Origin of the sequence: Saccharopolyspora aridisoli (genome assembly GCF_004348445.1) — a bacterium.
GTDB classification, from domain to species: Bacteria; Actinomycetota; Actinomycetes; order Mycobacteriales; family Pseudonocardiaceae; genus Saccharopolyspora; species Saccharopolyspora aridisoli.
In genome coordinates this window covers 104664-122026 of sequence record NZ_SMKV01000019.1, presented here as the reverse complement: position 1 = coordinate 122026, position 17363 = coordinate 104664, and the positions used below count along the sequence as shown (strand labels likewise).

General features: G+C 70.7%; 14 protein-coding genes. 2 read left to right on the top strand and 12 right to left on the bottom strand.

The genetic code is table 11. The features are described 5' to 3' along the window. The coding region (locus E1161_RS16815) for a C39 family peptidase (RefSeq protein WP_235875086.1) at positions 1-633 on the top strand (633 nt) is incomplete at its 5' end. Between the two features lie 458 nt (positions 634-1091). Here the strand turns inward: E1161_RS16815 and E1161_RS16810 are convergent. Further along, entirely contained in the window at positions 1092-1697 is a 606-nt protein-coding gene (locus tag E1161_RS16810; RefSeq protein WP_132624322.1) for a glycoside hydrolase family 25 protein, read from the bottom strand. A gap of 635 nt (positions 1698-2332) precedes the next feature. Further along, complete coding sequence (locus tag E1161_RS16805; RefSeq protein ID WP_235875085.1) at positions 2333-3286, bottom strand: hypothetical protein; 954 nt, start codon at positions 3284-3286, stop codon at positions 2333-2335. 221 nt (positions 3287-3507) lie between these two features. Here E1161_RS16805 and E1161_RS16800 point away from each other — a divergent pair, with 221 nt between their 5' ends. Then, entirely contained in the window at positions 3508-4269 is a 762-nt protein-coding gene (locus tag E1161_RS16800; protein WP_132624320.1) for an SGNH/GDSL hydrolase family protein, read from the top strand. Between the two features lie 38 nt (positions 4270-4307). Here the strand turns inward: E1161_RS16800 and E1161_RS16795 are convergent, their stop codons facing one another. The 10 genes from E1161_RS16795 to sbnB form a co-directional block, all read right to left on the bottom strand. Continuing rightward, on the bottom strand, positions 4308-5159 hold the full coding sequence (locus E1161_RS16795) for an SAM-dependent methyltransferase (protein WP_132624318.1): 852 nt from the start codon (positions 5157-5159) through the stop codon (positions 4308-4310). A 671-nt stretch (positions 5160-5830) separates the two neighbouring features. Beyond that, complete coding sequence (locus E1161_RS16790; RefSeq protein WP_132624316.1) at positions 5831-7300, bottom strand: sulfatase family protein; 1470 nt, start codon at positions 7298-7300, stop codon at positions 5831-5833. Between the two features lie 143 nt (positions 7301-7443). After that, positions 7444-7962, bottom strand: coding sequence for a class I SAM-dependent methyltransferase (locus E1161_RS16785; RefSeq protein ID WP_132624314.1), 519 nt, complete (start codon positions 7960-7962; stop codon positions 7444-7446). A gap of 216 nt (positions 7963-8178) precedes the next feature. Beyond that, positions 8179-9357, bottom strand: a complete 1179-nt coding sequence (locus tag E1161_RS16780) for a type III PLP-dependent enzyme (RefSeq protein ID WP_132624312.1) — start codon at positions 9355-9357, stop codon at positions 8179-8181. Further along, on the bottom strand, positions 9350-10123 hold the full coding sequence (locus E1161_RS16775) for an HpcH/HpaI aldolase family protein (protein ID WP_132624310.1): 774 nt from the start codon (positions 10121-10123) through the stop codon (positions 9350-9352). Before E1161_RS16775 ends, E1161_RS16780 begins: the two co-directional genes overlap by 8 nt. Next, a complete protein-coding gene (locus E1161_RS16770) occupies positions 10117-11865 on the bottom strand; it encodes an IucA/IucC family protein (protein WP_132624308.1) in 1749 nt (582 codons plus the stop codon). The genes E1161_RS16775 and E1161_RS16770 overlap by 7 nt, the downstream gene beginning before the upstream one ends. Further along, on the bottom strand, positions 11862-13460 hold the full coding sequence (locus E1161_RS16765) for an IucA/IucC family protein (RefSeq protein ID WP_132624306.1): 1599 nt from the start codon (positions 13458-13460) through the stop codon (positions 11862-11864). Before E1161_RS16765 ends, E1161_RS16770 begins: the two co-directional genes overlap by 4 nt. Continuing rightward, positions 13457-14683 (bottom strand): MFS transporter, encoded by a 1227-nt coding sequence (locus E1161_RS16760; RefSeq protein WP_132624336.1) that lies wholly within the window; start codon positions 14681-14683, stop codon positions 13457-13459. Before E1161_RS16760 ends, E1161_RS16765 begins: the two co-directional genes overlap by 4 nt. Then, positions 14683-16335 carry an IucA/IucC family protein gene (locus tag E1161_RS16755; protein WP_132624304.1) on the bottom strand — a complete coding sequence of 551 codons (1653 nt, stop codon included), beginning with the start codon at positions 16333-16335 and terminating at the stop codon, positions 14683-14685. Before E1161_RS16755 ends, E1161_RS16760 begins: the two co-directional genes overlap by 1 nt. Then, entirely contained in the window at positions 16335-17354 is a 1020-nt protein-coding gene (gene sbnB, locus E1161_RS16750) for a 2,3-diaminopropionate biosynthesis protein SbnB (protein WP_328591275.1), read from the bottom strand. The genes E1161_RS16755 and sbnB overlap by 1 nt, the downstream gene beginning before the upstream one ends. Positions 17355-17363: the final 9 nt, after the last annotated feature.

The following is a 17363-nucleotide window of genomic DNA, read 5'->3' as shown; positions in this document are numbered from 1 at the left end:
CCCGAAGCCCCTGCCCCCGTTGCTCCGGCTCCCGCCGCGCCGGCCGCCCCGAACGCCGACAAGAAGGCCGAGAAGGCCGAGAAGAAGTCCGCGGACGTCAAGCCGCAGGCGGTCACCAAGGAGCTCCCCGTCGACTACACGGCCCAGCTGACCGGCTACTGGTGCGGACCCGCGGCGACCCGGATCGCCATGTCCGCCAAGACCGGTGACCTGCCCTCCCAGGCCGAGCTGGCCACGGAGCTCGGCACCACCGAGAACGGCACCGACCACGTCGGTCAGGTCGCGGACGGCCTGAACAAGCTGCTGGCCCCGACTGGCACGCACTACGTCGCCAAGGACCTCAGCAGCCGCCAGGTGTCGCCGGAGATGACCAACGAGCTGTGGAACGACACGGTTCGCAACGTCGACAGCGGCAAGGCCATGGTCGCCAACATCGTCGCCGAGCCCGGTAACCAGCCTCCCGGCTACCCGTCGAGCCAGACGATCTACCACTACGTGTCGGTCGTCGGCTACGACGCCGAGAAGAAGAACGTGAAGATCGCCGACCCGGCGAACTTCAGCGGCAACAAGGAGTACTGGCTGAGCCTCGACCAGCTGACCTCCCTGGTCCAGCCGCGCGGCTACGTCGCCTGATCGCACAATCGAATACCAACGCTCGGAGAAGGCGGTTCCGCCTCTTGTGCTCCGGTGTTGAACGACCACTGCGGCGGTCCCCTGTGGAAGGGGGCCGCCGCAGTGGTCGTCGGTCCCGGCCGGTTCGGCGCGTCAGAGGGTGGGCGTGACCGACTGGAGGAGGACGACTGTGCTGACCCGGACCGGGATCACCACGGCGCTCGTCGTGGCGCGGTCCTGGGGGAGGCGTGGCCAGTGCCTCTGGGACGTGGACGGCCGAGCCCCTCCCGCAGCGACCCCTCGACGGCGATCTCCACCGCGTCCACCGGCGACGGGAGCTGGGCCTTCGGCCCCACCGGCCCGAGCTGCGGAGCGGCACGTTCGCCTCGATCCACGACGGCTGATCGGTCTGGAAAGGCCATCGCAGGAAACGGGAACCCCCTCGCCATCGGGTGGATGGGTGGGGTTCCCGGTGTCGTTCAGAGCGTGAAGGCCGCCTGGGTGTAGCCGCCGACGGTGGCGTTGCGGTCGACCCCGCCGGGGATGCCGGGAACCTGTCCGGCGTCGCTGTGCTGGTGCAGCGCCAGGCGAGGGTGGCCCCAGCCCGGGTTTCCGGGGTCGCCGTTGTAGCGGGCGATCCACAGCAGCACGTCGTCGCCTGCCCACAGGTTGGGGTCGACGACGTTCTGGAACCAGTTCAGGTTCGCGTACACCAGCACTCCGCGAACCCCGGTCGCGACGCGCAGCAGCCGGACGAACTCGGCGATGAAGGCGTTCGGGTCGGGGATCTCGGGATCTTCCATGTCGAGCATCGGCCACATGTTGCCCGGTTCCTTGAGCCCGTGCTGTCCCATCCACCAGGCGAAGTGCCCGACCTGCGGGTCGATGGCTCCGGGGCGGGCGAAGTGGTAGCCGCCGGTCATGATGCCCGCGCCGCGCGCTCCGGCCACGTGGGCGCCTGCCGCGTCATCGACCCACGTCCGGCCTTCGGTCAGCTTCATGCTCGCGAAGGTGATGTTGTTGCCGCGAACGGCCGCCCAGTCGTCGACGGCGTTGTGGTGGCTGATGTCGATTCCGTAGTCCATGGGGCCCCCATCGGCTCGTGCTCGGGTCGCGCAACGCTCGCGGAGTGTGCCGTCGGCGCTTCCCCAGCCGGACGCTCGGCTGAGCTGGTGATCAACCAAGCTGCGCACACGGTCTCAAGAAAGGACCGTTCCTTGGGGAGAATGACTGGAAATACCACGTATGGAGCACTCCTACGGCGCAGTGCCGATCGTGCGCCTGGCCCTGGGGGCCGGAAACGCGCGATCTCCCCGTGGTCGGTGTGACTTTCGTGGTTGCTGGGCGTGGGTGGCCTGTTGATCCTTGGAGGCATCGGGAGCCGTTGGCCGTCGCAGACCGGGCGGGGGAGGCCGGCTTACGTCGACGCCGTGCGCGACCTCGAGACGATGCTGTACTCGCGGGAGCTCCGGGATACCTCGGACCTCGGCCTGGTGCAGGTGCACCGGTGGCGTCCCGATGACCCCATCCCTCGACGTCCCCGAAGCCGACATCGCCATGCACGCCGGGCCAGCCCGCGAACCCTGAGCTGACGCGGGCCGGTGAAAGGCCGCGCCGCAGCGGCATCGGCGGCATCATGGGTGGATGTTGATCGACGTCTTCCCGCTGGCACTGAGGGTGACGACGCCGAGGCCGGTGCTGGGCGTGGAATCGCCCTGGGTCAGGCGCGTGCGGGCCGGTTGGCGAGCTGCTGGGTCGAGGGTCCCACCGGCTGGGGTGGGTCGGCATGGGCCTGCTGGGTGCGGCCGGTCTGAGACGTGCTCGGCGGGGCCATCGGGGTGACCTGCGTCTGCGCGGCGCTCGGCTGCGACGCGGTGGGGGCCGGGCCCGGAGTGAGCTGGGTCTGCTGCGCGGCGTGCGACGGCCCGGTGGCGACCGCTTGGTCGTGCTGCGTCTGCTGGGCGGAATTGGTCTGCGTCCCCTGGGGCGAGGGGTTCGAGAGGTTCGAGCTGACGATGCGCTGCAGGTTGCGGTGCGCGTTGTTGAGCTCGTGACGCATGCCGTGGATCTGCTTGGTCAGGGTGTCGCCCTCGGCGAGCGTGTTGGTCTCCACGGCGCGCAGCAGCACGCCCAGTTGACCGTGCAGGCGCTGGTGCACCTCGGCGAAGGTGGCGACCTGCTGCTGCATCTCCAGCGGCGGCTGGGTGCGGGAGATCGCTTTGATCATGGTGTCCTGCCAGCGCTGTCCGGCTTGGCGGTAGTGGCGGTCGGCGGCCGTCCGGTAGTGCGGGGCGACCTGCGAGTCCAGGGACGTGCGGATGAGCTCGTGGCAGCTGTTGACCAGTTCGCGGGCGGCCGTGGTCAACGCGTAGGCCCACTCCCACTGCTCGGCCTGCGTGCTGGAGTGGCGCTCCTCGCGCGCTTCGTCCAGCTGGCTCCGGGACAGCTTCACCTGTTCCCAGGCGCGCTCGGCCTGCTCGGTGGCGGTCGTGGCGGCGTGCGCCGTCCTCTCCGTGTTGGCCTCGACCGCTGCGGCCAGTCGGTTCACGGTCTCGCAGCGGCGGGCGGTCTCCTCAGCGGTCTTCCGGGCCGACCACAGCAGCCAGCCCGAGAAACCGGCGGCCGCGAGAGCCAGGACAGCCGGGATCCACGTCGCCCATACCTCGGTCCCCATGCGCCCGACGATGACACATGAGCAGTCGGGCAGGTTGGGCGCATGACGAAAAACTCCCGATTACTACGTGCGGTCGCGACAGGTGACTCTGCGAAACCGGGATCCACCGGGGAGGACTCTGGCGCGAGTCGGCGAAAAGCGGTAGGGGCTGCGTCGTTTCGCCTCGGGATGATGTGCTTGCCGAAGGGACGTGAGAGTGGTGCTGCAGAGCGAAGGTGGACATGTACGCGCGGTACGTGGCGATCGGGGACAGTCAGACGGAAGGCGTGGGTGACGGCGATGATGAGCGCGGCCTGCGCGGCTGGGCGGATCGGCTCGCGGAGAGGATCGCGGGCCTGGACCCGGATTTCCGCTACGCCAACCTGGCCGTGCGCGGCAGGCTCATCGGCGAGGTGCGCGCTCAGCAGCTCGGACCAGCATTGGAACTCGAACCTGATCTCGCGACCGTCGTCGCGGGGCTCAACGACGTGCTGCGCAGCGAGTACGACGGTGATGCGGTCGCCGCGCAGCTGGAGGAGATGATCGGCGCGCTCAGCGGATCAGGTGCGCACGTGGCCACGGTGACCTACCCCGACATCGGCGAGATCGCGCCGATCGCCCGCCGTTGGCAGCCACGGCTCACCGAGTTCAACGCGCGCGTGCGCGAGATCGCCGCGAAGCACGGTGCCACCGTCGTCGAGGCGGACCGGTACCCGGTGTGCGCCGACCGCCGGATCTGGAGCCACGACCGCCTGCACCTCAACCCCGCGGGCCACGCGCTGCTGGCCGACGGTTTCGCGCATGCGCTGGCACTACCCGGAAGTGACGATTCGTGGAGCCACCCGCTTCCGGAACGCCGAGCGCCGGGAATCTCGCGGATGGTCGCCGGCGAGGTCCGTTGGGCCGTTGCGTTCCTGGCGCCGTGGCTGTGGCGGCGGATCGCCGGGCGATCGTCCGGCGACGGTCGGACCGCGAAGCGGCCGCAACTGCTGCCGATGCGCTGAGTCGCCCGGACCGCACGTTCGAGTGGGCTCTCCTGCGGCTAGTTCTTGCGACCGACCACGCCGGCGATGCAGCTCTCGGCCTGGTTCGGCGGGCGCGACCGGGGGCCGTTCGGCCACCAGAGGTCGCAGAGCTCGACGTCGGCCGGGGAGTCCAGGCCGGGCGGCAGGATTTCCAGGCCCGGCAGCAGCGCGCGGATCTCGTCGCGGGTGCGGAAGCGACCCGAACCCATCGGGCTGTGCACGAAGAGCTCTTCCATCTTGCGGGCCAGTTCGCTGTGCTCCGGGGTCTCCGGGTCGAAGAAGTGCGCGACGACGACGTAGCTGCCCGGGGCGAGCGCGTCGACGTAGGTCCGCATCAGCTCTGGGCCGTCGTCGCCGAGGTAGTGGTGGAGGGTGCCGACCTGCAGCAGCGCGATCGGCTCGGCGAAGTCGAGGTGCCTGCGAACGGTCTCGTGGGCGAGCACCTCGCCGGGCTTGAAGATGTCGGCGGCGGCGAAGTGGGTGTGGTCGTTCTCCTCGAGCAGCGCCTTGCCGTGCGCGATGACCACCGGGTCGTTGTCGATGTAGACGACCTCGGTCTCGGGATCCACCCGCTGCACGGTCTGGTGCGTGTTCTCCGCGGTTGGCAGGCCCGAACCGCAGTCGAGGAACTGCCGGATGCCGGCCTGGTCGGCGAGGTACCGGCATGTCCTGTTCAAGAACCTGCGGTTGGACCACGCCATGTCCTTGACCTCGGGGGCCACCTGACCGACCTCGTGCAGCACCTGGCGGTCGATCTCGAAGTTGTCCTTGCCGTTGAGCGCCGCGTCGTAGACGCGGGCGATGCTGGCCTGGGTCGTGTCCACGCCGACGGGTGTTGAACTCGGTGCCGTCGAAGGCGTCTCGGACATGCCTGCTCCTGCTTGCTCGGTGGCCACGATCGCGAAGTTACCGCACGGTATGCCCTCAGGTGCAACAGGATCCGGCGTTGATCGGCTGATCTTCGTCGTCTTCCCGTTGCCCGCGACGTCCTCGTCGGGCACGCGAATAACCTCACATGGAATCTTCTTGAAGGCAAGATACCTTGGCGCGAGTCACCCCTGGCAGGCGTGATCACTCCTGGGGCGCGTCCCCAGGTGGCGCGATGGACAGGAGGCCGCGCTTCGACCTGACGACGCCTCGCCGCATCGAGCGCGGTGGCGCCGCCAGGAAGCGGTGGTGAGCCGCAGCGAAAGCGAAGGTGGCGGGCCCAGCAGTTGTGCCGCGACGACCGCGCGGTGGGCACGCAGACCACCCTGGGCCGGGAGCTCAGCGCGTTGACGAGGCGGGCGGTGCCCGCGGTTGCGGTGCGGGGCGAGCTCCTTCGCCAGGACACATCCATCATGACCAGGCGGGACTCGGCCGCTGAGCAGTCAGCGGTGTTGTCGTTGAACTGCAGCGCGGCCAGCGAACGGGCATGACCACCGATCCGCCGCGGCCGCCCTCGCTGACGTGCGGCACGGCGCTTCGATCGTTTGAACACCCCGGGGAGGGCGGAGCTCCTGCCAGGTCGTCTCGGAAGTCGAGCAGCAGTCCGAGTGGTTCACGCCACCGTGCCCGCCTCGGTGCACTGCGCTTCGCCCCGGCAGGTGGCGAGGGCGGTGAGGACGCGGTGGAGCTCGTCGCGACGCTCTGTCGGCAATTGCGGGTAGGTGTTGGTCAGCTGGAACGGATCGGTCCGGGCGTCGTAGAACTCGCGCTCGCCGGTGACGTACTCGACGTAGGTCCCCTCCGGCGTCCTGATCGCGGTGTAGGTCGGCGGGATGCCGTCGGGCTTCTCCTGTCGATCGGGATCATCCTGCGAGGTGCGCGGCTCGTGGTGCTCGACGAGCGCGACGTTCCTGCCGGTTCCGGAACCGCCGCGCAGCAGCGCGGCGAAACCGGTGCCATCGATGTCGGAACGCGGTGGTGCACCGGCGAGTTCGGCGAAGGTCGCACGGAAGTCGACGTTCTGCACCGAATCCGGGACCGTCCGCCCGGCAGGGACACCAGGGCCCGTGGCGATCAGCGGAACTCGCACGTCGGTGTCGAACGCCGTTCGCTTGCCCTCGGGCAGCGCGTGCTCACCGAGGTGGAACCCGTTGTCGGAGGTGAAGATGACGTGCGTGCGCTGCGCCTGCCCGGTCTCGGCGAGCGTGCGCCGGAAACCGGCGAGCATGTCGTCCACGGCCAGCAGCGACTGCGCTCGCTCGCGGAACTTCACCTCCGCCGCCTGCACCTTCGCGGCGGGGAGCGGCGGGAGTTGGCGCAGCCACGCCGGTTTGTCCGAGCGGTCCGGTTCGTCGAACGCCGGGGTGCGCGGCGCGGTCAGCCCCGGGAACGCATCGGCGTGCCGAGGAGCCGGGGTGAACGGCCCGTGCGGCGCGAACGGCGCGACTTCCAGGAAGAAGGGCGTGCCCTGGGCGGCGCTGGAGCGGATGAAGTCGTTGCCGCGCTGTGCCAGCACGTCGGTCAGGTAGTCGCCCGGCCTGTGCCCTCGCGACCGCACACGACCGTTGACGTTGAGCTGGTAGTCGTACTCCGCGTAACCGTTGCCCGCCACGGCCCACTCGTCCCAGCCCGGCGGCACGAACGGCCGCTCGCCTCCGAGCGTCCGGCCCGGTTGGTAGCCGTTGAGGTACTTGCCCATGAACCCCGTCCGGTACCCGGCCTGCTGCAACTGGGTGCCCAGGGTGTCGCGCTCGTCGCGGCGGTGGAACACCGCGAACCCGCCGTCCGGGGGCTCGTTGGTGAACACACCGGTGTTGTGCGGGTACTTCCCCGACAGCAACGACGCGCGGGACGGGCAGCACAGCGAGTCGGTGACGGTGGAGTTCGAGAACGTCATGCCTTCCCGCTGCATCCGCAGCACCTCCGGCATGAACCGCACCAGCCCCTGGTCCATGTCGTCGACCAGCACGAACACGATGTTCGGTCGCGCCGGGTCAACAGCGGGTCGCGGCGGGGGAGCGGTGCACGCGGCCAGGACCAGGCCGATGGCGGCCACGCAGACGGCCAGCCGCGGACGCGGCATATCGATCACCCTCCGGGGACTTCGACGCCGCGCACAGCATGCCCGGCAACCGGCGCCCGACCAAGCGGATGACCGGAAGTCGAACTGGCATGCACCAGGAGTGGCGCGCGGAGTCCACGGAGCCGGGTCAGAACCCGCCACTCCTAGCGGACGGCGGTGAAGCTGGTGAGGGAGGTCGAATCCTCACGGGAGACCTCGGAGAAGACGCCGCGGAGCGCTCGCTCGATCCGGTCGAGCTTGTCCTCGGAGAGCGCGTTGCTGCGCGAGAGGAACGTCGGTCGCGTTCCGCCGTGGCAGGCGATCAACAGCCGCCCGCCGGGGCGGGTCACCCGGTGCAGCTCGGCGACGCCCGCGCCGAGGTCCGGCCAGAGTGCCACGTTGTTCACCGAAACGACGCGGTCGAAGACCTCGTCGGGGAATCCGGTGTCGGCGGCGGTGCCCAGCCGCAGGTCGATCCGGCCCGCGAGGACCTCCTCGGAGTGCGGACGGCTCGCGACGTCGCGCATCTGCGGCGAGGGGTCGACGCCGCAGATCCGCCTCGCGCGAGTCGGCTCCAGGAGCCGGATCAGTCCGCCGGGCCCGTAGCCGACTTCGAGGACCTCCGCGCCGGCTCGCACGTCGAGGAGGCCGAGCACCTCCTCCTGGCGGTTCGTCCACAGCATGATGCGTCCGGCGATCCGACCGGGCGCACCTCTCGGGAGCGCGAACGGAGAGCGACTCGGTTCACGCCGACTCCACGACGACACGGATGCCACGTCAAACACCCCGCTCCAACCCGGGCCGAAGCCCTGCACGGGAGATAACGGCCCAACGGTACCCACGCGCGCTGAACCTGGCCGGTCGAGCGCGTCGCGGCGAGCCAGGCCCGGCTCGCGAGGTCAGAAGAAGACGTGCTCGGGATGCGGGTGGCTGAGGAAGTCGTGGTGCGAGATCTCCCAGCCGTAGGCTCCCGCGTGGCTGAAGACCAGCACGTCACCCGCGCGGATGCGCTCCACCGGCACGTCGCGGGCGAGGACGTCCTTCGGCGTGCACAGCTCGCCGACCACGGTGACCGGTCCGCTGACCTCCGGACGCGGCGCCGCCGAGTCCCAGCGTTCCACCGGCAGCACCGTGAAGGGGTGGCTGTGCTGCCAGGACGACGGCAGCCGGAACTGGTGGGTCCCGCCGCGCACCAGCGCGTAGTGCACGCCGTGGTTGCGCTTGACGTCCAGCACCTCCACGGCGTAGCTGCCGCATTCGGCGACCAGGTAGCGCCCGCACTCGAAGTCGATCTCCCGGATGTGCGCGGGGAACTCGGCGAGCGCCGTCGGCAGGCGCCGGGCGAACGTCGGCCAGTCGAACTGCCGGTCCAGCCGGGCGTAGTCGACGCCGATGCCGCCGCCGACGTTGACCACCTCGCAGCGCAGCCCGAACTCCCGTTCCCACTCCGACACCGTCCGCCCGTAGTGCGCCAGCAGCTCCAGGTGGGCGTCGGTGGAGAGGTTGTTGGACAGCGAGTGCAGGTGGAATCCGGTGAGCCGCACCCCGGGCAGCTCGCGAGCCGCGGACACGCAGGCGGGCAGGTCCTGCTCGTCGATGCCGAACTGGGTGGGCCTTCCCGCCATCGCCAGGGTCGCGGTCGGGAACGGGCCCGAGAGGTTGACCCGCAGCAGCACCTCCGCCGTCGTGCCCAGCCGGGTCGCCGCGGCCGAAACCCGGTGCAGCTCCAGCAGGCTCTCCACGTGCAGCCGCTGCACGCCCTGCTTGAGCGCCTGCTCGATCTCCGCAGGCGTCTTGGCCGGGCCGCCGAACACCACCGGGACGTCGGTGCCGACGGCGCGCGCCTTGTCCAGCTCACCGCCCGAGGCGATCTCGAACCCGGCGACCAGCGGAGCCAGGGCGCGCAGCAGCGGATCGGCGCTGTTGGCCTTCATCGCGTAGAACATCCGGCAGCGGCGCGGCAGGGTGGCCGTGACGGCGCGGACGTGGTCGGTCAGCCGGTCGAGGTCGTAGGCGAACAGGCACACGGGATCGCCGCCGACGCGTTCCCGCACGAGTCGCTCGAGTCGCTCAGTCATGGTTCTCCCGGTGTCGGTCGAGGTGGGCGCGCAGCGCGCGGGCGGCCAGGCCGCGTTCTTCACCGAGCACGAAGGCGCGCACCCCGGCCGCGCGCCACCGCTCGTGGTCCTCGGGGGTTCGGGGGATCGCGCAGTAGGGCACCCGGTGGGCGTCGCATTCGGCGTGCACGCGGGCCAGCGCCTCCTGGACCAGCGGATGCCGCGTCTGCCACGCGACGCCGTAGGACTGCGACAGGTCCGCCGCGCCCTCCAGCACCAAGTCGATGCCGCCACCGGCGAGGATCGACGGCAGCTCGTCGACGCCCTCGGCGTCCTCGATCATCGCGATGACCATGGTCTCCTCGTTGGCCCGGCGCACGTACTCGGTGAGCTCGATGCGCCCGAAGCCTGGAACCCGGCCCCCGTTGAGGCTGCGCATGCCCTCCGGCGCGTAGCGGGCGGCGCGGACCGCCGCGTCCACGTCGGCGCGGCACCGCACGTGCGGCACCACCACGCCCAGCGCACCCGCGTCCAAGGCTCGCAGGATCGCTCCGGGGTCGGCTTCGGGAACGCGGACGAAGGCGACCAGGTCGACCGCTTCGGCCGCCCGGATGAGGTTCTCCAGCTGTTGCGGGTCGACCAGCGAGTGCTCGGTGTCGAGGATGACGAAGTCGTAGCCCGCGCAGCCGATCATCTCCACCAGCGGTGGTGACGGGATGGAGCAGAACAACCCGTAGCTCTCGCCGCCTTCGGCGAGCCGGTGCTTGACGGTGTTGGGTTTCAGCACTGCTCCACCTCCGCCAGCGGGTTGGGCACGGCGTGCAGCCGCAGCTCGGTGTCCGGGTGCAGCCTGCGGGTGGTCAGCTGCTCCACCTCGATGGCCGGGGTGAACAGGTCGAACAGCTGGAAACGCGCTTCCAGCTCGGGGAATCGGCGTTGGTAGGCGCGGATCTCCTCGACCACCAGCCGCCAGAAGTCCTGTTCGGCGAAGCCGTAGTGGTCGTCGAGGAACAGCGCGAGTTCACCGAGGTTGATGAAGAAGAACGCGTCCAGCAGGAAGTCGGTGACCAAGCTCAGCTCGTCGGTCTCGACGAAGGAGTTGCGGTTCTGGTGGTGCGCGGGCGTTCCCGCCAGCTCCGGAGCGGGTTCGGCGAGGTGCTCCCGGCAGAATCGCACGCCGTCGTGGAAGTCCTTGAGCACCACGCGCTCCGGCTTACCGTCGACGTGCACCAGGGCCATGTTCTGCGCGTGCGACTCCAGCGCGACGCCGTGCGCGCACAGCAGGTGCACCAGCGGCAGGGCGCTGACCCGCACCACCTGACGCACCCAGTCCTCGACCCCGGAGTCGCGCACCCACGCGTCGATCAGCGGTGTTCCGTCCCGCAGGCAGGCGGTCAGGCCGGTGAACGGGATCGCCCGCTCCCCGGTTCCCAGGTGCGGGTGCAGGCTCTCGCGCCAGATGCACGCCAGGGCGCCGTAGGTGTCGGCCTGCAGCAGATCGGCTTCCGGTGTCACCGACACGCCCAGCTCCTCGCCGAGCAGGATCGGCCGCAGCTCGCCGGACAAGTAGTCGTCGCCGGCGACGACCTCGCGCAGCCAGCCGGTGATGCGCGGGGCGTTGCGCACGGTGTGCGCGGCCAGGCCGCGGCTGGTGGAGGTGTTCACCATCGACATCGACAGCTTGAGGTAGGGGCGTTCGGGGGCGTCGCGGCAGGTCAGGGTGCGGATCGACTGCTGGGCGAGGAACTCGTGCGGATCGTCGCCCAGCGGGATCAGCTCACCGCGTCCGAGCTGCTCGGAGAACGCTCGCGCGATGCGCTCCCGCCACTGCCACGGGTGCACCGGGACCAGCACGTAGTCGTCCGGGTCGCGGCCAGCGTCCTCGATCCGGCGGTGGAAGCCCTCGACCGCGCTGCCCAGCTGCTCGTTCACGTAGTCGCGACCGAGGGTTGCGGAACCGCTGACCTCGGTGATGTCGCGGTGCGCTGCCAGCCACAGCGGGCGCAGCGGGTTGGCGAACTCCGGGCCGAAGGCGATGTCGTCGGCGACGTCGAACCCGAGGCGCGACTTGTACGTCGGGTGGTAGCGGTGGCCGTCGGTGATGGCAGATTCCAGGACGTCGTGGTCCGCAGTGGACGGTGGGTCCGCCCGGAGGTGTTCCGACAGCGCGTCCTTGAACAGGGTCTCCTCCAGCTCGCGGGCGAATCCGGGGAGGTGGTCGGGGTCGGCGTCCAGGGACTTGTGGACCTCCGAGAGGAACCGGGTGACCGACTCGGCCTCGACGCCGTCGCGCAGCACCGGTGAGGTCAGCCCGACCCGGCCGAACCCGAACCTGCGCACCGCGCGGAAGGAGTAGCGCACGGGTTCGCCGTCGTGGTCGGTCCCGGTGACGACGTGCTCGTCGCCGTCCCGCTCGGTGCGCACAGCACCTTCGTAGAGCAGCGATTCGACCAGCTGGCGGAACACCCGGCGCCGCACGTCCGCGGCGCGGGGGTCGGTCAGCGCTGCCTGCACGAGCTCGGCGGTCATCTGATCACCTCGTGGATCGGGTTGGGGATGTCGACGTAGAGCGGGTTCTCACCGCGCTCGGAGAACCGGCTGAGCAGGTTCGCCTTGGCGGGCAGTGCCGGTGCCTCGCGCAGTGCGGCCGCGTACCGCCCGGGGACGCCGCGCAGGAACTCGCGGACGACCTCCCACAGCACCCGCTCGCCGGCGGGTGTGCACCGGCCGAGCACCGCGACCACGTGCCCGAGGTGGTTGGTGACCAGGTGGTACCGCAACCGGTGCCACGCCTCGGCGTCGTCGTAGAGCACCGGGCTGGTCGGGGGCAGGACTCCGTCGGGCACGCGATCGCGGTCAGCGCTGGTGCCTTCCATGTCGCGCACGTAGAACCTGCTCGGCCAGCCGCCGTCGGTGTGCAGCAGGCTGTTCTGCACGTGCGCTTCGAAGCCGATGCCGTCGTCGGTGAACACCGCCAGCAGCGGTCCCAGCGAGATCCGCAGGTAGCGGAGCAGCCACTCGGCGACGTGCTCGGTGGTCAGCGGGCCAGCCTGCTCGACGAGCTCCACCAGCGCCGGACGTCCGTCGACCCGGTCCTCCAGCAGCGCGGCGAGCACGCGCGGCGCGATGTCGGTGCCCGCGAACGGGTTCCGGCGGAACAGCACGGCGAAGTCCGCCGCCAGGTCGCCGACGACCGCCGGGTCGAGGGTGCGGTACCCGGTCTCCGGCAGCACCTCGAAACCCTCGTGCTCCCAGTGCTTCTCGAGCGCCGCCACCAGTCGTCCCGCGTCGGCCGCGCGGTGCAGGTGCTCGACGGGGTTGTTGCGCACGAAGTTGGTGATGCGCACGTGCAGCGGCAACTTCCACGCCGTCGGGAAGCCGGGATCGCAGGCGGTGCGCACCGAGGACGTCGCGTACACCCGCGCTCCCACCGGGCCGAGCGGAGTCAGCCGCCCCGACTCGATCAACTCCTGCACCTGGGGCTGCTCCCGCAGGTAGCGGTCCTGCCAAGGGTGCACGGGGAGAACGGAGAGGTCCTCCTGCGGGAGCCACGGCCCGTCACCGACCCGCTCCTCGAGCAGCAGCTCGGGGGCAGCGGCCCAGTGGTGCAGCCGGAACGACGCGCCGAGCTCCGGGGCGTAGCGCTCCAGGTCCTCGTCGCTGATCCCCTCCGCGCTCTTGGGCGTCGGGTGGAACGGGTGCCCCAGCAGCAGCGACTGCTCCGCCTGCCGGGTGATCTCCGCCGGATCGGTCGCCTTCGTGAACGGGGGCCGGTCCAGGTAGCGCGCCGTCCGGGCGACGCTGTTGGCGACCTGACGCCGGAAGCGCTCCACCGCTCCCGGCGGTGCCGTCGCGCAGCGCCCGGCCAGCTCGTCGGCCACCAGCGCCACGAACTGCTCGTGCTCGAGCGCGACCCCGTCCCGGAACACCTCCGACCCGTAGACGTGGTGGCCGATCTCGGACCGGTGCCGGACCTCCGCGCACAACTGGCTCGGAGAGGCATCCCCGGTGCCGGCTCGCAGCGGGACCCGCACCGAGCCGGCACCGAACTCGCCGCCCACTTCCCTGATCAGCGCGTTCAGCAGCCGCTGCCGGGCCGCCGCACGTGCCACAACGTCGTTCACCGCAACACCTTCTCGTGAATCTCAACCGGGGCGGAGGTGTGAGTGGGGACCTCCGCCGCCTTCGTTCGGCCGGCCAGGGCCAGCAGTGCGGCGACGCCCAGCAGCGCGCCGATGAGGGAGAACGCCGCCGCGGGCGGGAGCAGGACCGCCAGGACGGCGCCCGCGAGCGGGCCGAAAACCTGACCGAGGTCGAGCACCCCGGTGCTGAACCCGAACGCCGTGCCCGAACCGCGCTCCGGCACGTGGTTGGCGTTGACGTGCAGCACCGACTGCACGAGCGCCGCGAAGCAGAAGCCCTGCACGATCCGCAGCGGGATCAGCCCTTCCACGCTCACCAAGCCCTGCAACGCCACCGCGAGCGCGCAGCAGGCCGCAGCCACGGCGAAGCCCAGCTGCGCGGGCCTGCGGTCGTTGCGGCGGCCCCACCAGGGACTGCCCGCGCACGACGTCGCCCAGGTCAGCGCCTGCAACGCACCGACCCACACCGTCGCGGTGGCCACCGACCCGGACATCCGCTCGACCTGCGGTGCGAAGACCACCACCAGCGCGTAGATCGCGGCCTGCGCCGCGAAACCGGCCAGCAGCATCAGGCGGCTCTCCCTGCGCCTGAGCAGGATTCCCGCGATGGCGCGCGGCGAATGGCGTTCTCGCGCCTGCGCCGGTGGCTCGGTCAACGAGCACGCGGCCAGCACGCTCGACAGCACGAGCATCCCCGCCACCGCCGCGAACAACGGCCCGAACCCGATCCGGGTGGCCAGCAACCCGCCCACCAGCGGCCCCAGCAGCGAACCCGCCGCCGTGGCGCCGAAGAGCATCCCGAGCGCGCGACCGCGCCGGTCGGTCGAGGCCGCCGCGGTCGCGTAGGAGGCGGTCGCGCTGACCACGCCGCCGCACGCGCCCTGCAGCAACCGGCAGGCCAGGAACTCCTCCGGTGTGCTGGCCAGGGCCATCAGCGCGATCGCCAGGCCCAGCCCGGCGTGGGCGCGCACCACCATCGCCTTGCGGCCGAACCGGTCACCGACCCAGCCCCACAACGGCCCGCTGAACAGCTGGACCACCGCCGGAGCCGCCACCGAAACCGCCGTCCACCAAGGGATCTCGGGTCGAGGCGTGCCGAGCCCTGCCAGGTAGAACGGCAGCAGCGGGACGACGATCGTCAGCCCCGCGGTCGCCGCGAACTGGCCCAGGCACAGCACGGGATAGGTCCTGCCCGGCGAGAACATCACGCCCTCAACTCCCCGACCAGCGGATTCGGCACCGATCCGGCACCGGCGGGCATGCTCACGCCGCTGGACCTCCCCTGCTGCAGCAGCGGCTCCAGCACCCGACGGCTGGGCCAGGAATCGGCTCCCAGCAGGCACTTCCGCAGCACCTCGCGCACCTCGGTGGGCTGCGCGGGCAGGAGCCCCCGCACCGCTTGGTGCAACTGCGCCCACAGCTCCCGCTCGTCCACGCCGAAGTGACGGCGCAGGGCGTCGGCGATGCCGTAGAGGTTGACCTGGAACCCGAGGGTTTGCAGGTAGCCGACCAGCGATTCCGCCGAATCGAGCCGGAGCGACTGCGGCGCACCGGGTTTGATGACGTACTGCGGATCCGGCGTACCGGCCAGCCGCATCCAGTCCGGGAACAACCGCAGCGTGTCGTGGTCGCGCAGCACGAACTGCATCACCCGCCCCTCTTCGAGCTGCACCACCACGTTCTGGCCGTGCAGCTCCGGCAGCACCCCGCGGCTCAGGAAGCCGAACGCGATCTCGCAGAACGAGCGCGCCAGGTCGCCGAAGAACCGGACCGGGTCGAACCGGTCGGAGATCACCGGTGCCAGCACGTCCCACTCGTGCGCGGCCAGCGCCGCCATCGGCAGCACCAACCCGTCGAGCTCCGGGTAGATCCGGACCTGCGCGGCGAGTTGCCCGGGCCGATCCCCGAACTCGTCGTCCGGGTCGTGCCAACCGGCCCAGACCCGCTCGTCGCACAACGCGACCCGTTCGCCCAACGCCGGAACCCGGTCGAGCAGATCGGCCATGCAGCGCTGGGCCCGCTCGGCGTTGGCCAGGTAGCGGGGCGGCAGCAACCGCGTCGCGCCCAGCGTGGCGACTCCGAGCGGGAGTTTGACGTGCCGGTCGGTCTCGGGTTCCGCGACCAGGGTGCGCAGCGAGGAGGTGGGGTGGAAACCGCCGAGCCCGCGGGCCAGCGGAACCACCGCGCCCTCCACCATCTCCGCGCCGAAGGACTTCGCGAGGACGTGCTGGAACTGCCACGGGTGCACCGGAATCGGCTGGTATTCCTCCCCGGCCTCGTCGAGCGCCTGCAGTTCGGCGGGTGAGAGGACCAGCTCGGCGAGGTGGTGCGAGAGCGGGTCAGCGCCGTGCACGAGGTGGTCGCGGCGCACCGCCACCCAGTCCAGCCCCCACGGCTCACCGCGCATCGGGCCGTACCGCTCGACCTCCTCCGCGCGCCACCCCGCGGCCGCCCGCGAGGTGGGGTGGAACGGTCGGTTGCGCGTCGCCGCCAACCGCTCCCCGGCCAGCAACCGGCCGTCTCGCGGGGTCAGGTCGAGGGACGCGCGCTGCTCGCGCAGCACCTCGGCGTGCTCCACAGCTGCCCGCAGATCCGCGGCCACCTCGGACGAGTCCTCGCTCACCAGCGAGAGGAGCTCAGCCGGCGACAGCGACCGCGTCCCCTCGAACAGGACCGGGCCGCCGGCGTGGCGATGGCGTTGCAGCGCGCCACCGGAGACGATCCGGAAGCGCACCGCGCCGTCCGCCAGCGTGATCCGGCCCCAGCCCGGCGGCTCTTCGGTGAGCTCGACGAGCTCCTCCTGCAGCAGCACGTCGATGAGGTCCCGCATGACCAGCTCGGCCGATCCCACCTGCATCAGTACAGGTCCAGCCAGGTGCCGACGCCCTGCTCCTTGGCGCGCTCGTAGACCGCGCCCGCGCAGGCGATGTCCTCCACGGCCATGCCCATCGGGTTGAGCACGATGATCTCGTCGTCATCGGTGCGGCCGGGACGGGTGCCCGCCAGGACCTCGCCGAGCTCGGCGTGCAGCTGCTCGCGGGAGAACGAACCCTCCAGCACCAGCTGGTTGATGATCTTCTTCTCGCGGTTGCTCTGGTCCCAGTCGTCCACCACGACCTTGTCGGCCTTGAGGAAGACGTCCTTGTGAACGTCCATGATGGACACGTTGCACAGCAGCGCACCGGGCTTGAGCCAGTCGAAGACGATGTAGGGCTCGCTGGTGACGGTGCACGGAACGACCAGGTCACCGGCTCGCACGGCCTCTTCGGCGGTCTCGGTCACGCGGGCCTTGACCGACGGGTGCTCATTGCCGATCCGCTCGGCCAGCGCGTGCGCGGCCTCCGGTCGCTGGTCGTGGAGGTGGACCTGTTGGATGCAGTCGAACTGCTCCAGCAGCGCCGTGATCTGGGTGCTGCCGATGACGCCGCAGCCCACCAGCGCGACCTCGGAGAACCCGGCGCGCGCCAGGTGTCGGGCGGCCAGGCAGGTCACGCCCGCGGTGCGCCAGGCGCTGATCAAGCTTCCTTCGAGCACCGCCACGGGGTAGTTGCTCTCCGGGTCGTTGAGCACGATGACCGCGCTGGCGCGCTCCTTGCCGCGCTCGGCGGGGTTGTCGTGCTTGCTGCCGATCCACTTGATGCCGGACAGCCCGGGATCTCCGACGTGCGCGGGCATCGCGATGATCCGGTCGGCGATGTGGCCCTGCTTGCCCGCGACCCGCAGGTACGGCTTGAGCGGCTGCACGGTCTTGCCCTCGGAGTGCGCGATCAACCCGTCGTTGAGCGCTTCCACGTAGAGCTCGGACGCCGCGCCGCCGACCGCTGCGATGTCGCTGCGGCTCAGGTAGAGCATCTGCGGGGATTCCTCGGTGGTCACCGGTCTTCT